Consider the following 21218-nt stretch of genomic DNA (forward strand, 5'->3'; position numbering starts at 1 on the left):
CCGGCGATGCCATCCAGCACCGCCGCCTTAAGCCTCTCCGCCGAGCACCGGGAGTTCATCCAGGGCGGCGTATCGATCACCGCCGGCAGCGTCAATGCCGAACGCCTGCCGTCGATGGCGCGGGTGATCGGCTGCGCGGCGAGCGAGGATGGCCGGCAGGTGCGGCTGCTGTTCTGCCCCGTGCGCGCCGCTGGCCTGCTCACCGATATCGCCGCCAGCGGCCGGGTGGCCGTCACCTTTTCGCAGCCTTCCAACAACCGCACGCTGCAGCTCAAGGGCCGCGATGCGCGCGTCGAGGCCGGCAGCGCCGAAGACGAGGCGCTGCGCGAGCGTTACGCCCGCGCCTTTGTCGCCGACCTCGCCAAGCTGCACTTTCCCGAAGCGCTGGTGCGGGTGCTGTTGCAGGTGCTGGCAGAGGCGCCGGTGGCGGTGGTGTTCCACCCAGACGCCGCCTACAGCCAGACGCCCGGCCCCGGCGCGGGAGCGCGGCTGCCATGAAGCTCACGCTCGACGCCATCCGCGACTGCCTGGACGGCAGCATCCCCGGCACGCTCGCCACCTGCGCCGCCGACGGCACCCCCAACATCACCTACGTCTCGCAGGTGGACTATGTGGACAGCGAGCACGCGGCGCTGTCGTTCCAGTTTTTCAGCAAGACCCGCGAGAACGTGCTCGCCAACCCCGAGGTACGGGTGACGGTGATCAACCCGCTCAGCGGCGCCAGCTACCACTTGCGGCTGCGCTACCTGCGCACCGAGAGCGAGGGCCCGCTGTTCGAGCGCATGAAGGCCAAGCTCGCCGGCATCGCCTCGCACGAAGGCATGGCCGGCGTGTTCCGCCTGCGTGGCTCCGATGTCTATCGGGTGCTCGACATCCAGCCCGTGCCCGGCCCGGTTCTGGCGGTGGAAGCGCCGCGCCGCAATCTGCTCGCCGCCCTGCGTCAGGCCAGCGCCCGGCTCGCCGCCAGCGGTGAGCTGGACGCCTTGTTCGACCAGGCGCTGACCACGCTGCGCGATTGCTTCGGCGTCGAGCACAGCCTGCTGCTATTGCTCGCCGAAGCGGGCGACCGGCTCTACACCGTTGCCAGCCAGGGCTATGCGCGCTCCGGCGTCGGCTCCGAGATCGCCGTCGGCGACGGCGTGATTGGCGTCGCCGCCCAGCAGCGCACCGCCATCTGCGTGCCGCACGCCACCGCCGAGTACAGCTATGTGCGCGCCCAGCGCGAGGCCGCGCTGGCCCAAGGTGGCGGCGAAACGCTGCCGCGCGAGATTCCCTTCCCCGGCCTCGCCGAGCCGCACAGCCAGCTCGCCGTGCCCATCGTCGCCGGCAGCCGCCTGCTCGGCGTGCTCTATGCCGAGAGCCCCGAGGACCGCCGCTTTGGCTATGACGACGAGGACGCGCTCTCTGCCTACGGCGCCCAGCTCGGCACCGCCATCCAGTTGTTGCAGCAGTCCGCCACCGAAGACGACGGCGAGCCCGAAGCCGCACCGCGCTGCCCACTAGGCGCGCCAGTGCAGGTGCGCCACTACACCGCCGACGACAGCATCTTTCTTGGCGAGGACTACCTCATCAAGGGCGTGGCCGGCGCCATCTTCTGGAAGCTCGCAAAGGCTCACGCCGAAGGCGGCCGCGTCGAGTTCTGCAACCGCGAGCTTCGTCTCGACGCCTCGCTACGACTCCCGGAAGTCGGCGATAACCTGGAAACCAGACTAATCCTGCTCAGCCGCCGTTTAGCCGAGCGCTGCGACTACCTCGCCATCGAAAAGACCGGGCGCGGACGGTTTCGCTTCCGGGCGGAGCGGGCTTTGCGGTTGGTCGAAGTGGTTTAAGTAAGGGACTGCCGTCAGCCCAAAGCAGACCCTCAGACGCTTTGAGATTTAGGTCGTAATGTGCTCGAAGTCCGAGACGTCGATATAGGCGTGTTACGAGGCCTTGGGCATCCTGCCCGTAGTAGATAGATATCTACATATGTGCGTGAGAGTTTGAATCCTTCTGCTACACAGACTTTGATAAGGCGCATGCGGCAGCGTTCAGCAAACATGACCATTGAAAGCCAACAAAAAAATCCCGTAATCGAGCAACTGCTCGCGCAGATTGCGCGCGAGCCAAAGATGCAAAAATTCCGCCGCAGAGCCGTTCTCAGCGATAGCAGCAGCGACTGGATGCTGCTGTGCTGCGTCGTCGAGTCCATGACTCCGGACGAGAGCATCGTTTCTACATCCTCTCGCGTCTATCCGAGCACCGTACTATTCGAGGACATCCTTCAGGTGCCGCAGCTTTTGGACTTCGTCGAGAAGATACAGGAGGGCTCGGCCACGTTTGGAAAAATAACCACGACGCTGGAGCCGTCGAGTTGGGATCGACCGAACGATTGGCAGATTTACATGAAGCGCTCTGGCGTGGTTTTCACCGCATCGGTGGCGAGAAACAATCAAAACCGCCTCTTCGACAAGCTGGTTACGGCAGAACAGCCGTATTACCCGGACACCTATGAAGCCGCGCGTCATTGGCTAGGCCTGGCGGTCTATCACGGTTCAAGCGACGCCAGGAATGGGCAGATTCTGTTTCACTTTCCGCAGGTTCGCGCCTTCATCCGCAACGTCGCTTTCCAGACAAATGGCCAGCTACTGGTCGAGCTTGATGGCACAGCGCTGCTCGAAGGCGGTATGCGTTTGAAGGGCGCCTATTGGCTGGATCAACAAATCCATCACCTCGATTCGGCGGTCGAGGACCGAAAGGTCGTTCTGGATGTCCCAAAGAACGCGGATCGCCTGGACCTCGTTCTTATCGATAAGCACGACGAGGTATTCGACAGTCAATCTGATCGACGGATGAACTCGGTCGATGGTGGAGGGAACGCCTTCAGCGGCTCCGCGGGGAACCTGAGCGAACAGATCAAGTTGGCCGCGCAGGAAGGGGAGGGCCTGCTCATCGAGTTCAAGCCTTTTATCCAACTGGCGAGGAAGAGCATCAAAGAAAAGTCAGGCAAGAACGACGACCACGTCAAGTTGAAAGAGGTGATCAGAACGGTCGCAGCCTTCGCGAATTGCCAGGGTGGTGCGATCTACCTAGGCATCACCGACGAATGTCAGATCGAGGGCGTCAATCAGAAGGTGAGCGCCTGGGCAGAATCTGACTTGGAAGAAGCTTTGAACCAATATCGCGGCGCCTTGCTGCAGGCGATCCGCGATCAAATGCACGGCGGCGTCGACCTCAGTGTTTCGGTAGGTCAGGTCGACGATCGCGCCATCGTCATCGTGATGGTCGAACCTGCCGATCCGGAAATTGTGGCGATTACCGACGACTACACGCTCTACGTCCGAAGTGGCGGCACGAACCGCAAAGTTATGCCCGATGATTGGCCGTCGCTTCGGAAGAGAAAGATGAAGAAGCGTGAGCAGCTCGTTTTCAACGAATGAACAGGACAGCCATGACGCAGACCTCCCCGACTGAAGAGCAATCTGAAGAGAATGTCTTTGCTTCGTAGGCGTTCGCGCTAGCTGCGTCCGACCGATAAAAAGGTGCCAGAACAGCCTCAGGGGGAACGTCAGTTCATGGCGCCGAGCCGCAGTCGCGGATCAGCTATGGCTGTCCGCTTCTGGAACTTGATGCATGCTCGCCGCGAGTTGCGCGACTGACCGCTGTTGGCACGAATGCACCTGTCGATGTCGGAGTTCTGAAGCGCGTACAGCTATCGCCATGGTCAATTTGCGCGCACCGCATCACAGTCGCCCCGCGCTTAGCGTTTTTTTAGGATTCGCTTAGGGAAGATTTAGCAGCGGCGCGCGGCCACGCGCCCTAGTCTGGCGGCCCATCGCAGCACGCATTTCGCGGGCTGCCAAATAGCCAACCACGACAAGGAAATCATCATGGCCAGCGAGTCCACCCGCTACAGCATCTACGCCGTCATCCACAAAGCGCTGCGTGCGCAGATGTCGCACACACTCATGGAGGTCGGCCGTTGCGATTGGCACGACGCCAGCGAACGCACGCAGGTGCTGCAGACCGTGGAGCAGTTGCTGCAAGCCTGCGGCGCGCACCTGCAGCACGAGAACGAGTTCATCCACACGGCGATGGAAGCCTGCCAGCCGGGTTCGGCGGCGCACACCGCCACCGAGCACCGCGGCCACCAGCGCGAGATCGCCGAGCTGGCGGCGCTGAGCCGCTGCATCGCCCAGACCCCGGACCGCGCCGCCCGCGTAGGCGCGGCCGCGCAGCTCTACCGGCAACTGGCGCGCTTCGTCGCCGAGAACTACGAGCACATGGAAGTGGAAGAGAGCCACAACAACGCCGTGCTCTGGGCCGGCTACAGCGACGCCGAGATCCACGCCATCGAGCAGCGGCTGGTTGCCAGCATCCCGCCCGAGGAGATGATGGGCGGCCTGCGCTGGATGCTGCCCTACGCCAACCATCAGGAGCGCAGCCAGATGCTTACCGGCATGCGCCAGCAGGCGCCGGCCGAAGCCTTCGGCGGCGTGATGGAGATGCTGCGCCCGCTGCTGCGCTACAGCGACTGGCACAAGCTGGAAACCGCGCTCGCGGCCTGAGGTGCGGCAAGCTCAGCTGGCCGCCGTCGGTGGCGGCCGGCCCATCCAGCTGTGGAAGCGGCCCTCGGGATCGTGCTCGGCACGGATGCGGTCGAGCCGCGCCAGGTTGGCCTCGGCCATGAACCGCGCCGGTCGCCGGCCGAGGTTTTCGTCGGCGAGCTGGATGCCCTTGCCGTGCATCGCCATCGCCTGCATGCGCTCGGTGGCCCAGTTCGCGTAGCGGGCGTCGTCGTCTGCACGGCGCCACTCGCCATAGACGGCGAAGTAGCGCTTCGCTTCCAGCGAAAACGCCATGTCCGGCCGCTGCGCCGGCGGGTGCCAGTTGAGCCAGAGCGCGTGGCTGGGCGCCGGCGGCAAGCTGTCGGCGACCGCGCGCAGGCCGGGCAGCAGGGCTTCAACCGGCGCGTCGGTCCAGAGGTTGTCGGCGCACCAGCGCATGCGCGGCGGGAAGTGGGTGATCGAGGCGCCCCAGGCCATCATCGCGGTCGACAGCGGCAACAGCGGCGTGGTCAGGTGCGCCTTGCGGCGCAAGGGACTGCGGCGGACGAAATCGACCATGGCGCTGGCGCGCGCGCGGCTGTCAGTCATCACCGGCGCCAGCACCTCGATACCGGGCGCAAACAGGCCCATGGCCTTGGGCGTGAGCAGGATCTGGAATTCCACCTCGCGCGCCACCTCGGCACCCACCGCGTCGGCCCAGGTGAACACCTCCTCCAGATGCCGCATGGCGAACACCTGGGCGAGCATGCCGGTATAGCGCGGCCGCGGATGCAAACGCAGGTGAAAGCGCACCACCACTGCGAAGAAGCCCGGCCCTGCGCCGCGCGCCGCCCAGTAGAGGTCGGCGTTCTCCTCGGCGCTGGCGTGCACCAGGCTACCGTCAGCGAGCACTAGGTCGAGGCCGATCACCTGCTCGCAGCCGAGGCCGTAGACGCGGCTGCTCCAGCCGAAGCCACCCTGCAGAAGAAAGCCGCCGAGGCCGACGTCGGGCGCGTGCGCGACCGGCATGAACAGGCCCTGCTTCTTCAGCGCCGTGTCGAGATCGACGCACCAGCATCCGGGGCCGACACGGGCGACGCGCTGGCCAGCGTCAATCTCGATGCCGCGCAGGCGCGAGAGGTCGAGCAAGAGCCCATTTGGTCGCAGGTGGTTCTGCGCCCAGCTGTGGCCGCCGGAGCAGATGCTGATCTTCAAGCGCTCGCGGCGCGCCTGCTTCACCGCCGCGATAACCTCGAAGACGTCGTTGGCCTGCACCATGCGCTGCGGCCGGTGGCCGGGATCGCGACCGCTGAAGCTGGTGGCGAGCACAGCGGCGTCGAAACCGGGTTCGCCGCGCTGCCAGCTGCGGCCCCTCGTGGTCGGGCGTTTCATGCGCGGCTCCCGGGCCCGAAGGCGGCGTAGAGCTCCGGCAGGATGGCGGCGAGATGGCCCATCTCCTGGGCGTCGTGAACCATCAGCGCCTGCGCCTGCGCCGACTGCACCGGCTTCAGGCGCGCGGCGACATGGCCGAGCGCGGCGCCGACGCGATTCTCCCAGCCGAACAGGCGCACGTCGGCCCCGCCCAGCCAGAAGCGCGAGCGCATCTCGGCACCGCCCGGCACCGGCCGCAACTGGTGCAGCAGCCAGCCGGAATGCAGTGGCAGGCCGGCGATGACCATGCCCAGGCGGGCGCAGATGGCGACCTCGCCGCGTTCCGCGAGGCGGCGCTCGTCGAGGCCCATCGCCGAAGGCGCGACGAAGGCGACACTGGCGCGCACGCGCTCGGAGCCGACGTATTCCTCGACTTCGGAGACGCGCCCGACGTAGTGCGGCCGTTCGCCATCACCGTCGCGCCAGCCGACATCGAGATGCGCCTGCGGGTGCCAGAGCTTGTAGCGCAGCGCCTCGCTGCCGTGCCAGGCGAACCACCAGTCCCACATCGCCGGCGCCACGCCCGGCATCGGTGTCAGCACCGCGAGGCGGGCGCCGCCCTCGGGCGTCAGCGCGTAGCCGGTCTCGACGGTCTGGTAGCCCTCGTCCTGGATGCGACATGCGTCGCCGACCGGCGGCAGTAGCTCGGTGGCGAGCGCGCCGACGGCGAGCGCGGCGCGCACCGGCTCGGCGAGCGGCGCCAGCGTCGGCCGGTAGTAGGCCGCGTAGGGACTGTGCGCCAGCGCCTCGGCGTCGTAGCCGAGGGAGGTATTGGGTCGGATGGGGGGCATGACAGGCTCGCGGGCAAGGGGTCAGAAGGTCCAGCGCACCGCGGTTTGCAGGAAATCGCGGTCGCGCAGCAGGTTGTGGGAGCCGCCGCCGAAGAAGGCGGAGTAGCCCAGCGTCCAGCCCCAGCTCGCGCCGAAGCGGGTTTCCAGGCTGGCGATCAGGTTCTTGCGGCCGGCGACAAAGTTCTCGCCGGGGCCCGGAGCGGTGCCCTGCACGTCGTGCATCCACACCAGCGAGGGCGAAAGACTGATGCCGGGCCAGACGCTCTCGTAACGGAACAGGCCGATCAGGCGGTAACCCCAGGCGAAGGCGTCGGCGAAACCTTCGCGCTGCTGGGTCGGGTTGAAGCGCAGGCCGCTGCTGCCGATCACGCCGGAATTGGACTGCGCCGAGCCATCGGCGCCGCTGCCGTCGATGCCGGCGCTGGCGTGGGTGAAGGTGGCGGGGCCTTCGATCTGCAGACGGTCCAGGCTGGGCAGGTCGAAGACCTGGGTCGCGCCCAGTTCGCCAATGAACAGAATCTGGTCGGCACCGAGGCCATTGTCGGGGCCGAGCACGTAAGTGGCGCCGAGGTTGTATTGGGCGGTGGCGAAGTTCTCCCAACCGCGGATGTACTCGCCAGGCTGGTAGTTGAGCGGGTCCCGGCCCCGGTAGGCGCTGACGAAATCCGGGATCGCCAGCCGCGCGCCGGGCAACTGGGCGATGACGCCGACGCCAGGCAGGCCGACGTCGAAACGGTCGTCCGCGCCACCGCTGCCGCTACCGCGCGGAAAGCTGCTCTGTAGCGCCGCGAAGCCGAGGTCGGTGTCATCCACCTGCAGGGGCGCGTCCGGCCGATAGGCGATCTCGCCCTGCAAGGCCCAGTCGCCCACCGTGGTGTTGAAGCTGAAGCCGAACAGCGCGATGTCTTCGGGGTATTCCAGTCGCGCCTGGACGGTGCCGATCGACAGGGCGTTGCCATCGGCGCCGATACGCTGGTCGCGCACCGGCGGCGCGAGGCCCACCGGCAGAGCGCTCTCCAGCACCAGGGCGGCGTCGGCGCCGGGGCAGGCAAGCAGCAGGCTGGCCATGTCGCTCAGATACTTGCCCGGCCCCTCGGCGGCCGGCGTCGGCGCACTGGGACCGCTCGCGCAGCCGTACTGCCCGGCGTAGAAGCTCAGGTAGGGCAGGCGGCTGTGGTAGCGCGCCGCGTAGAGCGCCAGGGTAGTGCCGTTGCCCAGGCCTTCGGCGTAGTACTGCAAGGAGACTCCGAACTGCCCGCCGTCGCGCGCCGCGCGCTCGGGCAGCAGTTCCGGCGTGCCATGCGAGTCGGTGAGCGCGGACAGCATCAGCTCGTCGGGCAGGCTCAGCCGGTAGGGGTTTTCCGCCACCTTGCCGAAGCCGAGGTAGAAACGGTCGGCGGCATTGCCGGAGCCGACGTCCACGGTGGAAAGATACGAACCCGGCGGCGCGATCTCGGCCGACTCCCAGCGGTACTGGTAGAAGGCCTCCAGAGTCAGCTCGCCGCTCAGCGCGGTGCTCAGGCGCAGCGCGTCTACCGGCCGCAGCACCTCGCTCAGTTCCAGGAAGCCGGGCCGGTACAGCGCGTTGACGTTGGGCGCGCTGAAGGTGTTGAGCGAGTTGACGATCAGCAGCGTGCTCTCGCCCCAGTTGATCGACTGGCGGCCGATCTGGAGATTGAGCTGGCGCTCGCCCGGCAGTGGCAACCGGGTACTCAGGTTGAGGTCGAGCAGTCGCAGGTCCAGACCCAGTTGCCGGTCGGCGGCGGCAGTGGCCGGAATCTTCACCGCGTCGCCGCGGGCTCCCCGGTAGAGGCCGGTGCGCTCGACATAGGCCTCGGTGCCGGCATTGGGGTGCCAGACCGCGCGCCCCTCGTTGACCGGGTCGAAGTAGGCGTGACCGCGCGCGAACAGCGTGAACTCGCCCCAGTGCAGCGTGAGGTCACTGTTGAGGCGCGCCACCGCCTGGGTGAGATCGCCGGGATCGAAGTTGAGATTGCCGTCGTCGGCATTGGTGGAGAACTGCCCCGGCGCGTCGATGGCGACCTGGTTGGCGGCCGGCCCCTCGCCGACATAGCTGTTGAGGTTGAGCGCGCCCGGCGCGTGGGCCGGATCGGCCTGGGCGAGGTGCGCGAGGCAACTGGTGCCGGCGCCGTTCGGCGCCACCGGGCACAGCTCCGGGTTGAGGTTGGCCTTGCCGACCAGATCGGCGGCGCGGCTTTCCACACGCCACTGCGCCCCCAGTTGCAGGCCGGTGTTGAGCACCGCCTGCAGGCTGTCACCGCCCAGGTCCCAGGCGCCCTCCAGCGCCGGGGCCGGCGCGCTGGCGGCCAGCATGGCCAGCAGCCATGCCGCCCGCCGCGCGGTCGCGCCGATGTCGTGTCCGGCCATGCTCGCCCCCAATACCTGTTCTCCTTGCACTTGGGGCGGCATCTTCGGCAGGTCGTTGGCGCCGGTATTGGCCCGGCGCGCCAGGCATTGACCGCGCATGCCAGGCTGTGATGACCTCCGGCGATGTCCCAAACCGTCGATGGCGCCGAGCCGCCCTACCTGATCGCCGCCTATCTGCGCGCGCTGTTCGACTACCTGCGCCAGCAGGGTCTGGAATTGGGCCCGGTGCTGGCCGCGGCGGGACTGAACGAGGCGGCGCTCGCCGACCCCGACCGGCGCATCGAAGCCAGCGCCGAGGAACGCGCCTTTCTCGCCGCCGAGCAGCTCAGCGGCGACGCCAACATCGGACTGCATGTCGGTTGCAGCCTGCGCCCGACCCACTTCGGGTTGCTCGGGCACCTGATGCTGACCTCGCGGCAACTGCACGAGCTGTTCGAACTGCACGGCCGGTACGCGCAACTGGTCGGCAACGACATCAGCGCCCACTACACGCTACGCGGTGAGGAGATGTGCCTGGAGGTGCAGGTGCATCCGGCGCGCGGGCTGTATCACCGGCACTGCACCGAGTCCAACCTCGCCGGCTGGATCAGCACCGCGCGCTGGCTGGCTGGGCAGACGCTGTCCCCGTTACGTATCGAGTTTCCGCATGCCGCACCGGTGGACATCCGCGAGCAGGAGGCGCTATTCGCTTGCCCGCTGCGCTTCGGTTCCGAGCACCTGCGCGTGCATTTCCCGGCGCGCTACGCGGCGCTGCCACTGCTGCACGGCGACAGCGGCCTGAAGCAGACGCTGGAACTGGAGGCAAGACGCCGCCTGCTGGCGTTGCGCGTCGAGCAGAGCCATGGCGACTTGCGCCTGGCGGGCATCCGTCAACACATCGCCGACCGGCTGCCGCACGGCGCGCCGGAGCTGTCCTCGGTGGCGGCGGCGCTGGACCTCTCGGCGCGCAGCCTACAACGGCAGCTCGACGGCCTGGGCACCAGCTACACCGGTCTGGTCGAGGTGGTGCGCCAGGATCTGGCGCGGCGCTACGTCGATGATGCCTCGCTGTCGCTGGTGGATGTCGCGCTGATGCTCGGCTTCGCCGAACAGAGCAGCTTTCAGCGCGCGTTCCGGCGCTGGTTCAACATGACTCCCGGCGAGTACCGCCGCGTGCAGGCCCGCCAATCCGTGTAGCCGTTCACAGTCGGCCCGCGCTTAGCAAGTTTTTAGGATTCGCTTAGGGAAGACTTGGCGGCGGCGCGCGGCCACGCGCCCTAGTCTGGCGGCCCATCGCAGCACGCATTTCGCGGGCTGCCAAATAGCCAACCACGACAAGGAAATCATCATGGCCAGCGAATCCACCCGCTACAGCATCTACGCCGTCATCCACAAAGCCCTGCGTGCGCAGATGTCGCACACGCTGATGGAGGTCGGCCGTTGCGATTGGCACGACGCCAGCGAATGCCGTGCTCTGGGCCGGCTACAGCGATGCCGAGATCCACGCCATCGAGCAGCGGCTGGTCGCCAGCATTCCCCCCGAGGAGATGATGGGCGGCCTGCGCTGGATGCTGCCTTACGCCAACCATCAGGAGCGCAGCCAACTGCTCGCCGGCATGCGCCAGCAGGCACCCGCGGAAGCCTTCGGCGGCGTGATGGAGATGCTGCGCCCGCTGCTGCGCTACAGCGACTGGCACAAGCTGGAGTCGGCGCTCGCCGCCTGAGGCCCCTGGGCGTAGCTAGCCCGCTTTGCCGACCGAAAAGGCCGCCGCGCTCCAGCCGGGCGCGGCGGCTTCGATGATCTTCAGTAGCTCCGGCGGGATGTCGCCGGCGCCAGTAAGCGGCCGCACATCCAGCAGCTCGGCGCTGGCCATGCCGACGGGGCAGCGCAGCGCCCACTGGATGGCCTCGTCCAGCGTCGGCACCTCGATGAGGTAGAAGCCGCCGACCAGCTCGCGGGTTTCCGCGAACGGACCATCAACGACGTAGCGGCGGCCATCGCGCACGGCGATGCGCGCGCCACCGGCCGCCGGGTTGAGGCCCTCGGAGGCGATCAGCACGCCGGCGCGATGCAGCTCCTCGTTGTAGCGCATGTAGTCGATGAGCTGCTGCTCGCCGAATGGCTGGTCGGCGCCGGCCGCGCCGGGGCCGGTGGTGGCGGTGATGATGAAACGCATGCCGGGTTCTCCTGGGAGGGATGAGTGAAAGTGCTTGCCGCCTTTCACGTCGGATCAGCCTGGGCGAAATCGACAAGGCGCGGCGCACGGCCGCCGTAGAATGCGCGCCTCAGTCCACCGGGCGCGCACCTGGTCGCGACTTCTCCGGCGCGGGGCGGCGGCGAGACGATCCACCTTGCCGGGTGTCGGCGCGGATCAGGCTGCGGGCTGGCCAGTTGCCGGAACCGGAGGACAATGGCATTCGCTACCTCAAGATTCCCCTCAACACCCTCTGAACCCAGAACCACCGGAGCCATCCCGATGCCCTCCCGCAGACTCACCGACCAGCTTTCCGTCTCCCCACAGATCGAGCCCAGCGAGCTGCCCGCCATTGCCGAACAGGGTTTTCGCACCCTGATCTGCAACCGCCCGGACGGCGAGGGCGCCGACCAGCCCACGCATCAGCAGCTCGCGCAGGCGGCGGCGGCGCTGGGCATGCGCCTGCACTACCTCCCGGTTACCCCGGGTCAGCTCGACGAGGCCAGCATCGCCGGCTTCGGCAAGCTGCTGGCCGAGGCGCCGGGGCCGGTGCTCGCCTACTGCCGCACCGGCACCCGCTCGACCATGCTCTGGGCGCTGTCCCAGGCCGGCCGGCAGCCCGCCGCCCAGTTGCTGCAAACCGCGCAGGAAGCCGGCTACGACATCTCGGCTCTCGCCGGCCGGCTCGGCTAGAGGCTTGGTCAGCAGGCCGCGGCGCGTTCCAGCAACAGGGCGCGCTCGCGCTCGTTGGCGGTGAGCGCGGCGGCCTGCTCGAACTCGCGGCGCGCCTCATCCAGGCGCCCGAGCTTGTAGAGCAGATCGCCGCGCACGCTGGGCAGCAGGTGGTAGCGCTGGAGCGCCGGCTCGCGGCGCAGCGCATCGACCAGCTTCAAGCCTGCGGCCGGGCCTTCCGCCATCGCCACCGCGACGGCGCGGTTGAGCTCCACCACCGGTGAGGGTCTGATCCGCGCCAGCAGCGCATAGAGCGCGGCGATGCGCGACCAGTCGGTGTGCTCGGCGCGCGCCGCGCGGGCATGGCAGGCAGCGATGGCGGCCTGCAACTGGTAGTTGCCGGGCGTGGCACTCAGGGTCTGCGCGCGCTCCAGCGCCTGCAGGCCGCGCTGGATCAGCAGGCGGTCCCAGCGGCTGCGGTCCTGCTCCAGCAGCAGGATGGGCCGGCCGTCGGCCGCCACCCGCGCGGCATTGCGCGAGGTCTGGATCTCCATCAGCGCGACGAGGCCGTGCACCTCCGGCTCCAGCGGCGCCAGGGCCGCGAGCACCCGGCCCAGGCGCAGTGCCTCCTCGCAGAGCGCGGGGCGCAGCCAGTCCGCACCACTGGTGGCGGCATAGCCTTCGTTGAAGATGAGATAGATCACTTCCAGCACCGAGGCCAGTCGCTCCGCCAGCTCGGCGGGCGGCGGCAGCTCGAAGGGCACCTGCGCCTCGGCGAGCGTCTTCTTCGCGCGCACGATGCGCTGCGCAACGGTGGGCTCCGGCACCAGAAAGGCGCGGGCGATCTCGTCGGTGGAAAGCCCGCCGAGCAGGCGCAGCGTGAGCGCCAGCCGTGCCTCGGTGCCGAGCACCGGATGGCAGGCGATGAAGATCAGCCGCAGCAGGTCGTCCTCGATGAACTCATCGAGCGCGGCGGCGCGGTCGGCGGTTTCGAGCTGGTGTTGCAGCTCCAGGTCGGGCGCGAGCAGTTGGTGCTTCTCGTCTTGCAGACGCAGATGCCGCAGGCGGTCGATGGCCCTATGTTTGGCGGTGGCCATGAGCCAGGCAGCGGGGTTGTCGGGCACTCCCTCGCCCGGCCACTGCTCCAGCGCCGCGAGCAGCGCGTCCTGCGCCAGCTCCTCGGCGAGGCCGACGTCGCGCACGATCCGCGTCAGGCCGGCGATGATCTTCGCCGACTCCATGCGCCAGACCGCGTCGATGCGGCGATGTATGTGCTCTGTGCTGGTCACGGGCGGGGATCAGAGCATCGCCAGCCAGGCGACGCAAGCAAGCGCAGCGCAGCGAGCGCTCCTTCCCCTGCGGGCGGGGGAAGGCTGGGATGGGGGCGTTAGGCGACCGCCACTGCCCGCCGCGCGCGCGACCTTCGGCGGCGCCCCCACCCCGACCCTCCCCCGTACACGAGGGAGGGAGCGCTTCAGGCGCGGACATGCTCGGGCTCGCGGGCCGCCATCGCCGCGTCGGCGACGCTGTTCCAGGGCAGGTTGGCGAGATAGGGCGCGAGTTCCGCCGGAAGGTCGGCGGCGGAGATGATCTGCCGCACCTCCATTTCGGCAACACCGTCGCCCGCCATCGAGGGGCAGGCCTTGGCCCAGCGGATGGCCTTGGCCAGCGAGTCGCACTCGACGATCAAAAAGCCGGCGATCAGCTCCTTGGTTTCCGCGAAGGGGCCATCCACCACGGTCCACTCGCCGTTGTCGATGCGCAGGCGGGCGGCGCCGCGGCTGCTGGCGTGCAGGCCGTCGCCGTAGACATAGACGCCGGCGCGCTCCAGCGCGGCGCGGTAGCGACCCATCGCCGCGAGGAACTCCGGTGTCGGCGCGAAGCCGGCCTCGGTGCGCGCGTCGGCCCGACGAAGAATCAGGTAGCGCATGGTGGGGCCGTGAGATCCATCCACTTCGCACCCCAGACATGGCCGTCGGGGTCGGTGAAGTCGCGGCCGTACATGAAGTCGTAGTCCTCGACGGGATTGATGTCGGCGGTTCCCCCGTGTGCGGCGGCCGCCTGGTTCATCGCGTCGACCTGCTCGCGGGACTCGCAGGAGAGCGCGAGACCGACCTCGCTCGAGGTGTTCGGCGGGATGGGCCGGCTGGTCAGCTTTCGCCAGGTTTCGTGAGGCAGGAGCATGAGGCTGATGGTCTCGCTCCAGACCATGAGCGCGGCGCTGTCATCGCTGAACCTTGGCTCGCTGACGAAACCGAGTGCCGTGTAGAACGCCCTGGCAACTCTCAGATCGGTCACGGGCAGGCTGATGGTGATAGTTCTGGGCACAGCGGTTCTCCGGTTGCGGGGTTCCGTTCAGTCGGCGGCGGCGAAGTGCGCGAGCTGGTCGGCGTGGGCCTTGATGAAAGCCGGGCGGGCGGTGGCGCGGCCGACGTAGGCGCGGCAGGCCGGGAACGCCGCCAGCCGCTCGGATCCGTCCACCAGACGCAGCGCATCGGCCATGGCGATGTCGGCAACCGAAAAGCTCCCGGCCAGCCACTCGCGACCGGCCAGCACCGGCTCCAGATGCCCGAGGCGCGCCTTGAGGAAGGCCTCGAATGGCTGGGTCACCGGCATGTCCGGGGTGAAGCCCGCGAACTCGAGCACGGTCATCGGCAGGATGGCCGGCTCCATCGAGTTCAGCGCCGCGAACAGCCAGGTCGTCGCCTCGCTGCGCGGACCGGCCTCGGTCGGCAACAGCGCGGCGCTGCGCTGGCCGAGGTGCAGCAGGATGGCCCCGCTCTCGAAGATCGAACGCCCACCGTCGACCAGCCACGGCACCTGCCCGAACGGCTGGTGCGCGTAGTGCGCGGCCGCGCGCTCGCGGAAGGGTGTGCTTTCGACGCGATAGGGCAGGCCGGCTTCCTCCAGCGCCCAGCGCACGCGCAGGTCACGCACGTAGCCGCGCGGTGTTTCCGGCACCCAGTCGAAGGTGGTGACAACCAGCGTGTCGTTCATGCCGCCACCGCGCGCTCGACGGCCGCGATGTCGATCTTCACCATCTGCATCACCGCGCGCATGGCCTTGCTGGCCTTGTCCTTGTCGGGGCCGGCGAGCCATTCGACCACCGATTTCGGCGTGATCTGCCAGGACAGACCGTAGCGGTCCTTGAGCCAGCCGCAGGCCTGCGACTTTCCGCCGCCGCCTTCGGCGAGTGCGTTCCAGTAGTGGTCGACCTCGGCCTGATTTTCGCAATAGACGATCAGCGAGACCGCCTCGCTGAACTTGAATTGCGGGCCGCCGTTGAGCGCGAGAAAGCCCTGGCCAGCCAGCTCGAAAGCGACGGTCATCACGGAGCCGGCGCGCTGGCCGTGCACCTCGTGGCCGTCCTCGGTGTAGCGGCCGATGTCGACGATGCGCGAGTTCGGGAACAGGCCGACGTAGTAGCACGCGGCCTCCTCGCCCTGGGTGTCGAACCAGAGACAGGGGCTGATCTTGCTGGCGAAATCCATGTGCTTGCTCCTCAGCGCGGGTTGTCGAGGCGGGCGCGCAGGGCGTCTTCCTGGGCACGCAGTTCCGGTGTGAACTCGGCGCCGAAATCTTCGGCCTCGAACACGCGGCGCAGCTCCAGCTCGAAGTGTTCGCCTTCCGGGTTGGGGCAACGGGCCGCCCATTCCAGCGCCTCGTCCATCGAGCGCACCTGCCAGAGCCAGAAGCCGGCGACCAGTTCCTTGGTCTCCGCGAACGGCCCGTCGACGACTCGCGAGCGGCTGCCCTCAAAGACCACGCGGTGGCCGCGCGAGCTCGGGTGCAGGCCCTCGCCGGCCAGCAGTACGCCGGCATTCACCAGCGCTTCGTTGAACTGGCCCATGGCCGCCAGCATCGCCTCGGTCGGCATCACGCCGGCTTCCGAAGCCGGGCTCGCCTTCACCAACACCATCACGCGCATGGCCGTACTCCTAGTTGCAGGGCTGCGGAGCGCCGGCCATCGCCGCGGCGGCGCGGGCGGGCAGGTCTTCCGGCGACACGTCCTCGATGTGGGTCGAGAACATCCAGCTATGGCCGAACGGATCCTTGAGGCAGCCCATGCGGTCGCCCCAGAACTGGTCGGCGACCGGCATCACCTGGGTGCAGCCGGCGGCGAGGGCGCGCGCGAAGAAGGCGTCGACGTCTTCCACGAAGATCACCGCCGAGCTGGCCGAGCCGCCCAGAGTCTGCGGGCTGACGGCGCCATATTCCGGCATCTCCTCGGTGAGCATGAACGGCGCAGCGCCGACGCGCAGCTCGGCGTGCATCACCCGGCCGCCGGGCGCGAGGCACGCGACCTCGGTGGCACCGAAGGCGGCCTTGTAGAACTCGATGGCGCGGTCGGCGCCACGGACGGTGAGGTAGGGCGTAGCGCCCGGGTACTGCGGCGGGATCGGCGGGACGGTGGGGCGGCTGCGGCTCATGGGGGGCGGTCTCCTGTCGTGCGCGGCGCGGAACCGATTCCGCGCCTTCATGAACACGTCGAACGGCCAGGCTAAAAATCGACAGACGCCGCGCGCCAAACCCCGACGGCAAGACCAAGCCGCTGAAGCAGAAGAGATTTATGCTGACCGCGAGGCCTCAGCCCAGCGGCCGTCGCCGCTTGGCAATGGATCAGGAGATCCCTTGGACAGCTCCCCGCGAACGCTTTACCAGATCGCCCTGGCGGACAACGAGGGCTCGGTGACGCTGCTGCACCTCGGCGCCGAAGACAGCACGATCATCGCCGGCAGCGGCGCCGAACCGGCCCATGAGTGGCGCCTGCCGCTGGGAGCCGGGAGAACCGCGCGCGCATTCTTCCGGGCCGCGCTGCCCAGCGCGCTGGAGATGGAAACCGCCATCGCCGCTGTCGAGGATGAGGTCATGCGCCTCCCGGCCCTATCTGTCGGTTCCCGGCTGTACTCCGCGGACGCCTGGACACCGCGCGTCGCCGAACTCGCCGGCGTACCGCGCGGCAGGCGCATGGTGCTGAGCCTCGATGCCATGGAAGCCTTGTTCCAGCGGCTCTCGGCGGTGATCGAGGGGCGCCCGGCGGCGCACGAAGGTCTGCCCGAAAGTGCCGAGTTCGCCGCCGCGCTGCTGATCCTGCGCGAGTTCATGCACCACCAGCGGTTCGCCACCGTCACCGCGTTGCGCGAAGACCCCGCCGCCGGCGAGGGCGGATGACCGCGTCCGCGCCCCGATATGCCGGCTAGGGTCGCCGCCAGACGCGCGACTGCCCCAACAGCGGCAGGCCGACATAGGCCCTGAGCACCAGTTCGCCGTCGAGCAGGCTGAGGTCGGCATTCGCCTCCGCGCCCTGGCTCAGACCCGGACGCAGATCGAGCACCCGTCCGCCCACCCAGCCTCCGTCACTGAACCGCAGGCCCCAGAGGAAGCGCAGGCCGATGATCGGCCGGCCCGCGAGTGGCGGCGCGCAGCGGTCGCAGAGAGGCGCGATCCGCTGGCCGTGGGCGTCGAGCACTTCCAGCACCCGGCCCGCGAGTAGGCCCTGTTCGAGATACAGCTCGACGACGGAAGTGGTGCTGTTGCTGGCCTCGTAGGCGATCCAGCGGCCGAGCACCGCCTCCGCCCCGCCCGGCGCCGGAGCGGCTCCGCTGGCGTTGGCGAGCAGACCCAGCAGCAGCAGGGTGAAGGCGCGTAGCGGGCGCATGCCTAGTACCGATAGACCAGGTCCAGGCCGTAGGCGCGCGGCTCGCCCCAGACCACGGCGCGGTCGGCGTGCGGCAGGTTGTCGATCGCCGCCGCCGGGTATTCCTCGTCGAGGATGTTCTTGGCGGAGACCGCGATATCCAGCTTGCCGCGCGCGCCGAGCCGCAGCTCGGCGAGGCTGAGTCGCGCATTGAGCAGGCCGTAGCCCTCGATGGCGGTCAGGCCGCGCTTGTCCTCGGTGATGACAAAGCCCTGGCGGTCGCCGATGTACTGGTAGTTGAGATAGCCGCGCAGCTTGCCCCAGCCGCCGCGCAGCATCGTCCAGTCGATGGTCGCGACATAGGAATGCGGTGGCGCGGCGATGAAGGGGTAGAGGTTGGCGACGTTGTTGCCGTTGATGTCGATGACTTCCTCGACACGGGCGTCGAGGTAGGCGTACTGCACCGAGAGGATCAGGTTGCGCAGCGCCACAAAGGCCGCTTCCAGCTCCACGCCACGCATGCTCGCCTTGCCGGCGTTGCGGGCCTTGGTATCGGAGATGGTGCCGGCGATCATGAAGTTGGTCTGCATGTCGCGGTAGCGGCTGTCGAACACCGCGCCGTTGAGGCGCAGGCGCCGCTTCATCCAGTTGCTCTTGATGCCGAGCTCCAGCGAGCGGACCGTCTCCGGCTTGAAGCCTTCGACAAAGCCGAAGCCGTAGTTGATGCCGTCCGAGGCTGCGCCCGAGGCGGCCGAGACCTGCGGATCGCGGGTGTTGAAGCCGCCGCTCTTGTAGGCGGTGGCATACGAGGCGTAGGTGGTGGCGGCCGGCGTGATATCGAACTGGAGGTTGAAGGAGGGCGAGAAGTTGCTGTCTTCGCGCGAGGCATGGACATCGACGAAATCATCGACGCCGCCAAACAGCGCACCGGGGATATTGACCGCGGTCAGCCCGATGCCGGCGATCTGGCCCTCGATGTACTGAGTCTGGATGAAGTTCTTGCGCGCGCTGCGCTGGTCCCAGGACTGACGCAGCCCCAGCGTGGCGCGCAGCCGGTCGTCGAGCACCGGCGGCGTCCAGGTGAACTGGCCGAACAGCGCGGTGGCGGAGTTGTCGATGGCGATGTCGTAGTCCCAGAACGCCGCCAGCCCCGGGAGCACCAGATCGCGCAACTGGTCGCGCAGACCCGGGATGGCGTCGAGCAAGGTATTGAACTGGGAGGGGTCGAGCTTGGTGTTGAAGATGTGGTGCGTGGGGCCGCCGTACTCGCCGCCTTTTTCGCTGAAGTGGTAGGCGCCAAGGATGTATTCGACCCGCTCGAAGGCGCGCCCGCTCAGTTGCAGCTCGTGGCTCCATTGCTCCTGATAGACCTGCGGGATCACCAGCGGCGTCGGCTCTCCGCCACCCGCCATCAGGCCGGCCGGACCATCGTAGGCATGGGTATCGACGCGATAGCCGGTGGAGCCACCGCCACCACCGAGGTCGGCGTACTGGTTGTCGATGAGCTTGCGGTAGGCGCCGATGTACTTGGCCTCCAGATCCGGCATCAGCGGCGCGGTCAGCACCAGCGCATGGCCCTGAATCTCTGAGGACGACTGCTCATAGGGCGCGCCCGAGGCCAGGCTGGAAAGGCGCTGCGTCGCATACACCGACTCGGACTGCGCGTAGGGCTTGAACAGGTCGGCCATCCCGTGTGGCGTGTTGGAGGGGATGATCGACTGGAACATGTAGTTGTAATAGCCGAGGTCGCTGTAGTCGTAGGCATAGTCCACGGTCAGCCGCTCGCTGGCGTTCCAGCGCGCGTCGAGGCGGTAGGCCTTTTCCTCGCGGTCGCCGAAGTCGCCGCCCGGCCCGGTGTTTTCCATGAAGCCGCCCTGGCGACTGCCGAGCGCGGCGAGCTTGACCGCCAGCGTGTCGGTGATCGGCAGGTTGAACGAGGTCTTGGCGGTGAGCTGGTCGCGCGAGCCAACCGAAATCTGCTGCTGCATCGAGAAGCCGCTCACCGACGGCCGCCGGGTCACCAGATTCACCGCGCCGCCGGTGGTGTTGCGGCCGTAGAGCGTGCCCTGCGGGCCGCGCAGCACTTCGATGCGTTCGAGGTCGGCGAGGTCCAGCGCCAGGCCGGCGGAGCGGGCGAGGTAGACGCCGTCCAGATAGATGCCCACGGCCGGGTCTTGCGTCACCTGCGCGTCGGTGACGCCGACGCCGCGGATGCTGATGCGCAGCGTGGTGCTCGACAGCGGATGCGGCTCGATGACCATGCTGGGGACATTGCCGCTGAGGTCTTCGACGCTGGCGATGCCGCGTTGCGCGAGCTTGTCGCTGCTGAAGGCCTCCATCGAGATCGGCGTGTCCTGCACCGAGGCCTCGCGCCGCTGCGCGGTGACCACCACCTCTTCCAGCACCGCCGCGCCTGGGTCGGGCCGGCGCACGGTTTCGGCGGGAGCCGGCGTGGCTGCGACCTCGATGGCGGCGACCGGGATGCTGGCGACCGGCGCCGCTTCGATGGTCGCTCCCGTCTCGGCCTCGGTGGCTGGCGGCGACTGGTTGTCGTCGGCCATCACCGACGCGCAATGGAACACGAGGGCGGCTGCGCCCCAGCACCTGCTTCGCTTCATCCTCTCTCTCCTCGTTATGTACTGCTGGTCCAGATGACGCTAGGGCACTGCCTTTGGATCTAGGTGGGCGTCCAGGGCGCTCCCGTGAGTTGTTCCGTGCGGGCCCAGAGCTGCGCCGCCAGTTGGGCGTCGCGCGCGGCCGGTCCCAGCCGGCTGCGCGCCGGCGCGCCGAAGCTCTCCAGCAGCCAGCGCGGGCCGATCAGGCTGCCGGGCTCGAAGTCGCTGGTGGTCGCGGCGGCGATGATCGAGGCGGCGCCGTTCTCCGGGGTCTGCCCGACATAGCGCAGCCCCCAGTCCATGGTCTTGGAGGTGAAGCCCTGCCAGGCGCTGTCGCCGGGCGTGCGCGGCCGGTGCCGGCCGATGCCGGTGCGGCACACGCCGGGGTGGGCGGCGTAGCTCTGGATGGGGCTGCCGATCTGGCTCAGGCGCCGCTGCAACTCCTGGGCGAACAGCAGGCAGGCCAGCTTGGCCTGGCGATAGGCGAGTATCGGCTGGTAGTTCTGCTCCAGCGTCAGATCGTCGAGGTCGATCTGCGCCTGGCGCTGCACCATGCTGGACACCGAGACCACTCGGGCCGCCTGGGCCTGCCACAATAGCGGCCACAGCGCCTTGGTGAGCCGGAAGTGGCCCAGGTGGGCGATGGCGAAGGTCAGTTCCTGACCTTCGGCGGTGAGCCGGCGCTGCGACGGCGAGTAGATACCGGCGTTGTTGACCAGGACGTCGATGGGGCGCCCCGCCTGCAACAGGCGGTCGGCGCAGGCGGCGATGCTGGCCGGGTCGGCGAGATCGATGGGCGCGGCACTTAGCCGCGCCGCACCAGGACCCAGCAGCTGCAGTTGCTGCAGCGCCCGGTGCGCGCCGTCCAGATCAAGGTCGGCGATGGTGACGTCGTAGCCCAGACGCCGGAATTGCCGTGCGCAGCCCAGGCCGAGACCGCTGGCCGCACCGGTGATGACCACATGTTTTTTGCCCATCCCCGG

22 protein-coding genes are annotated in these 21218 nt (G+C 68.3%); 8 read left to right on the forward strand and 14 right to left on the reverse strand.

Annotated features, from left to right (window positions below):
• The first annotated feature begins 6 nt into the window (after positions 1-6).
• The 4 genes from AC3WT6_RS02475 to AC3WT6_RS02490 all read left to right on the forward strand — a co-directional run bounded on the left by AC3WT6_RS02475 (position 7) and on the right by AC3WT6_RS02490 (position 4547).
• On the forward strand, positions 7-498 hold the full coding sequence (locus AC3WT6_RS02475) for a hypothetical protein (protein ID WP_492651973.1): 492 nt from the start codon (positions 7-9) through the stop codon (positions 496-498).
• A complete protein-coding gene (locus tag AC3WT6_RS02480; protein ID WP_492651974.1) occupies positions 495-1829 on the forward strand; it encodes a GAF domain-containing protein in 1335 nt (444 codons plus the stop codon). Before AC3WT6_RS02475 ends, AC3WT6_RS02480 begins: the two co-directional genes overlap by 4 nt.
• Before the next feature lie 210 nt (positions 1830-2039).
• Positions 2040-3419, forward strand: coding sequence for an AlbA family DNA-binding domain-containing protein (locus AC3WT6_RS02485; protein WP_492651975.1), 1380 nt, complete (start codon positions 2040-2042; stop codon positions 3417-3419).
• A gap of 450 nt (positions 3420-3869) precedes the next feature.
• Positions 3870-4547 (forward strand): hemerythrin domain-containing protein, encoded by a 678-nt coding sequence (locus AC3WT6_RS02490; protein WP_492651976.1) that lies wholly within the window; start codon positions 3870-3872, stop codon positions 4545-4547.
• Positions 4548-4559: 12 nt separating this feature from the next.
• Here the strand turns inward: AC3WT6_RS02490 and AC3WT6_RS02495 are convergent, their stop codons facing one another.
• The 3 genes from AC3WT6_RS02495 to AC3WT6_RS02505 are packed head-to-tail and all read right to left on the reverse strand — an operon-like array spanning position 4560 to position 9235.
• The gene (locus AC3WT6_RS02495; RefSeq protein WP_492651977.1) at positions 4560-5918 is read right to left on the reverse strand and encodes an FAD-binding oxidoreductase; all 1359 of its coding nucleotides are present in this window, start codon (positions 5916-5918) and stop codon (positions 4560-4562) included.
• Positions 5915-6748 carry a DAPG hydrolase family protein gene (locus tag AC3WT6_RS02500; protein ID WP_492651978.1) on the reverse strand — a complete coding sequence of 278 codons (834 nt, stop codon included), beginning with the start codon at positions 6746-6748 and terminating at the stop codon, positions 5915-5917. Before AC3WT6_RS02500 ends, AC3WT6_RS02495 begins: the two co-directional genes overlap by 4 nt.
• 21 nt (positions 6749-6769) lie before the next feature.
• Positions 6770-9235: a DUF1302 domain-containing protein gene (locus AC3WT6_RS02505; protein ID WP_492651979.1), complete on the reverse strand. Its 2466-nt coding sequence runs from the start codon at positions 9233-9235 to the stop codon at positions 6770-6772.
• Positions 9236-9259: 24 nt separating this feature from the next.
• Between AC3WT6_RS02505 and AC3WT6_RS02510 the strand changes: the two genes are divergently transcribed.
• On the forward strand, positions 9260-10312 hold the full coding sequence (locus tag AC3WT6_RS02510) for an AraC family transcriptional regulator (protein WP_492651980.1): 1053 nt from the start codon (positions 9260-9262) through the stop codon (positions 10310-10312).
• Positions 10313-10584: 272 nt separating this feature from the next.
• Positions 10585-10839, forward strand: coding sequence for a hypothetical protein (locus tag AC3WT6_RS02515; RefSeq protein ID WP_492651981.1), 255 nt, complete (start codon positions 10585-10587; stop codon positions 10837-10839).
• Between the two features lie 15 nt (positions 10840-10854).
• Here the strand turns inward: AC3WT6_RS02515 and AC3WT6_RS02520 are convergent, their stop codons facing one another.
• The gene (locus tag AC3WT6_RS02520) at positions 10855-11292 is read right to left on the reverse strand and encodes a YciI family protein (protein WP_492651982.1); all 438 of its coding nucleotides are present in this window, start codon (positions 11290-11292) and stop codon (positions 10855-10857) included.
• A 300-nt stretch (positions 11293-11592) separates the two neighbouring features.
• Between AC3WT6_RS02520 and AC3WT6_RS02525 the strand changes: the two genes are divergently transcribed.
• Complete coding sequence (locus AC3WT6_RS02525) at positions 11593-12003, forward strand: protein tyrosine phosphatase family protein (protein WP_492651983.1); 411 nt, start codon at positions 11593-11595, stop codon at positions 12001-12003.
• An 8-nt stretch (positions 12004-12011) separates the two neighbouring features.
• On the opposite strand, the gene AC3WT6_RS02530 is transcribed toward AC3WT6_RS02525, so the two are convergent.
• From AC3WT6_RS02530 to AC3WT6_RS02560, 7 genes are all read right to left on the reverse strand, one after another.
• Positions 12012-13223 carry an RNA polymerase sigma factor gene (locus AC3WT6_RS02530; protein ID WP_492652836.1) on the reverse strand — a complete coding sequence of 404 codons (1212 nt, stop codon included), beginning with the start codon at positions 13221-13223 and terminating at the stop codon, positions 12012-12014.
• A gap of 233 nt (positions 13224-13456) precedes the next feature.
• Positions 13457-13912 (reverse strand): YciI family protein, encoded by a 456-nt coding sequence (locus AC3WT6_RS02535; RefSeq protein ID WP_492651984.1) that lies wholly within the window; start codon positions 13910-13912, stop codon positions 13457-13459.
• Entirely contained in the window at positions 13900-14310 is a 411-nt protein-coding gene (locus AC3WT6_RS02540; RefSeq protein WP_492651985.1) for a VOC family protein, read from the reverse strand. The genes AC3WT6_RS02535 and AC3WT6_RS02540 overlap by 13 nt, the downstream gene beginning before the upstream one ends.
• A 27-nt stretch (positions 14311-14337) precedes the next feature.
• Positions 14338-14979 (reverse strand): glutathione S-transferase family protein, encoded by a 642-nt coding sequence (locus AC3WT6_RS02545; protein WP_492651986.1) that lies wholly within the window; start codon positions 14977-14979, stop codon positions 14338-14340.
• Positions 14976-15473, reverse strand: coding sequence for a VOC family protein (locus AC3WT6_RS02550; RefSeq protein WP_492651987.1), 498 nt, complete (start codon positions 15471-15473; stop codon positions 14976-14978). Before AC3WT6_RS02550 ends, AC3WT6_RS02545 begins: the two co-directional genes overlap by 4 nt.
• Positions 15474-15484: 11 nt before the next feature.
• Entirely contained in the window at positions 15485-15910 is a 426-nt protein-coding gene (locus tag AC3WT6_RS02555; protein WP_492651988.1) for a YciI family protein, read from the reverse strand.
• Between the two features lie 10 nt (positions 15911-15920).
• Positions 15921-16412: a VOC family protein gene (locus AC3WT6_RS02560; RefSeq protein WP_492651989.1), complete on the reverse strand. Its 492-nt coding sequence runs from the start codon at positions 16410-16412 to the stop codon at positions 15921-15923.
• Positions 16413-16461: 49 nt separating this feature from the next.
• Between AC3WT6_RS02560 and AC3WT6_RS02565 the strand changes: the two genes are divergently transcribed.
• The gene (locus AC3WT6_RS02565) at positions 16462-17154 is read left to right on the forward strand and encodes a hypothetical protein (protein ID WP_492651990.1); all 693 of its coding nucleotides are present in this window, start codon (positions 16462-16464) and stop codon (positions 17152-17154) included.
• Between the two features lie 25 nt (positions 17155-17179).
• Here AC3WT6_RS02565 and AC3WT6_RS02570 read toward each other — a convergent pair whose 3' ends face one another.
• From AC3WT6_RS02570 to AC3WT6_RS02580, 3 genes are read right to left on the reverse strand one after another with little or no spacing between them, the layout of a single operon-like run.
• Positions 17180-17641: a DUF2147 domain-containing protein gene (locus AC3WT6_RS02570; RefSeq protein ID WP_492651991.1), complete on the reverse strand. Its 462-nt coding sequence runs from the start codon at positions 17639-17641 to the stop codon at positions 17180-17182.
• A gap of 2 nt (positions 17642-17643) precedes the next feature.
• Positions 17644-20238 carry a TonB-dependent receptor gene (locus AC3WT6_RS02575; protein WP_492651992.1) on the reverse strand — a complete coding sequence of 865 codons (2595 nt, stop codon included), beginning with the start codon at positions 20236-20238 and terminating at the stop codon, positions 17644-17646.
• A 59-nt stretch (positions 20239-20297) separates the two neighbouring features.
• Positions 20298-21212, reverse strand: a complete 915-nt coding sequence (locus AC3WT6_RS02580; RefSeq protein WP_492651993.1) for an SDR family NAD(P)-dependent oxidoreductase — start codon at positions 21210-21212, stop codon at positions 20298-20300.
• Between the last annotated feature and the right edge of the window lie 6 nt (positions 21213-21218).

The organism is Stagnimonas sp. FW305-C-60, from assembly GCF_058782965.1.

What these genes read in the sequence shown, in the direction of transcription:
- AC3WT6_RS02475 (WP_492651973.1), top strand. Translation starts at nt 7, where the DNA reads ATGCCATCCAGCACCGCCGCCTTAAGCCTCTCCGCCGAGCACCGGGAG.
- AC3WT6_RS02480 (WP_492651974.1), top strand. Translation starts at nt 495, where the DNA reads ATGAAGCTCACGCTCGACGCCATCCGCGACTGCCTGGACGGCAGCATC.
- AC3WT6_RS02485 (WP_492651975.1), top strand. Translation starts at nt 2,040, where the DNA reads ATGACCATTGAAAGCCAACAAAAAAATCCCGTAATCGAGCAACTGCTC.
- AC3WT6_RS02490 (WP_492651976.1), top strand. Translation starts at nt 3,870, where the DNA reads ATGGCCAGCGAGTCCACCCGCTACAGCATCTACGCCGTCATCCACAAA.
- AC3WT6_RS02495 (WP_492651977.1), bottom strand. Translation starts at nt 5,918, where the DNA reads ATGAAACGCCCGACCACGAGGGGCCGCAGCTGGCAGCGCGGCGAACCC.
- AC3WT6_RS02500 (WP_492651978.1), bottom strand. Translation starts at nt 6,748, where the DNA reads ATGCCCCCCATCCGACCCAATACCTCCCTCGGCTACGACGCCGAGGCG.
- AC3WT6_RS02505 (WP_492651979.1), bottom strand. Translation starts at nt 9,235, where the DNA reads ATGCGCGGTCAATGCCTGGCGCGCCGGGCCAATACCGGCGCCAACGAC.
- AC3WT6_RS02510 (WP_492651980.1), top strand. Translation starts at nt 9,260, where the DNA reads ATGTCCCAAACCGTCGATGGCGCCGAGCCGCCCTACCTGATCGCCGCC.
- AC3WT6_RS02520 (WP_492651982.1), bottom strand. Translation starts at nt 11,292, where the DNA reads ATGCGTTTCATCATCACCGCCACCACCGGCCCCGGCGCGGCCGGCGCC.
- AC3WT6_RS02525 (WP_492651983.1), top strand. Translation starts at nt 11,593, where the DNA reads ATGCCCTCCCGCAGACTCACCGACCAGCTTTCCGTCTCCCCACAGATC.
- AC3WT6_RS02530 (WP_492652836.1), bottom strand. Translation starts at nt 13,223, where the DNA reads ATGGAGTCGGCGAAGATCATCGCCGGCCTGACGCGGATCGTGCGCGAC.
- AC3WT6_RS02535 (WP_492651984.1), bottom strand. Translation starts at nt 13,912, where the DNA reads ATGCGCTACCTGATTCTTCGTCGGGCCGACGCGCGCACCGAGGCCGGC.
- AC3WT6_RS02545 (WP_492651986.1), bottom strand. Translation starts at nt 14,979, where the DNA reads ATGAACGACACGCTGGTTGTCACCACCTTCGACTGGGTGCCGGAAACA.
- AC3WT6_RS02550 (WP_492651987.1), bottom strand. Translation starts at nt 15,473, where the DNA reads ATGGATTTCGCCAGCAAGATCAGCCCCTGTCTCTGGTTCGACACCCAG.
- AC3WT6_RS02555 (WP_492651988.1), bottom strand. Translation starts at nt 15,910, where the DNA reads ATGCGCGTGATGGTGTTGGTGAAGGCGAGCCCGGCTTCGGAAGCCGGC.
- AC3WT6_RS02560 (WP_492651989.1), bottom strand. Translation starts at nt 16,412, where the DNA reads ATGAGCCGCAGCCGCCCCACCGTCCCGCCGATCCCGCCGCAGTACCCG.
- AC3WT6_RS02565 (WP_492651990.1), top strand. Translation starts at nt 16,462, where the DNA reads ATGAACACGTCGAACGGCCAGGCTAAAAATCGACAGACGCCGCGCGCC.
- AC3WT6_RS02570 (WP_492651991.1), bottom strand. Translation starts at nt 17,641, where the DNA reads ATGCGCCCGCTACGCGCCTTCACCCTGCTGCTGCTGGGTCTGCTCGCC.
- AC3WT6_RS02575 (WP_492651992.1), bottom strand. Translation starts at nt 20,238, where the DNA reads ATGAAGCGAAGCAGGTGCTGGGGCGCAGCCGCCCTCGTGTTCCATTGC.
- AC3WT6_RS02580 (WP_492651993.1), bottom strand. Translation starts at nt 21,212, where the DNA reads ATGGGCAAAAAACATGTGGTCATCACCGGTGCGGCCAGCGGTCTCGGC.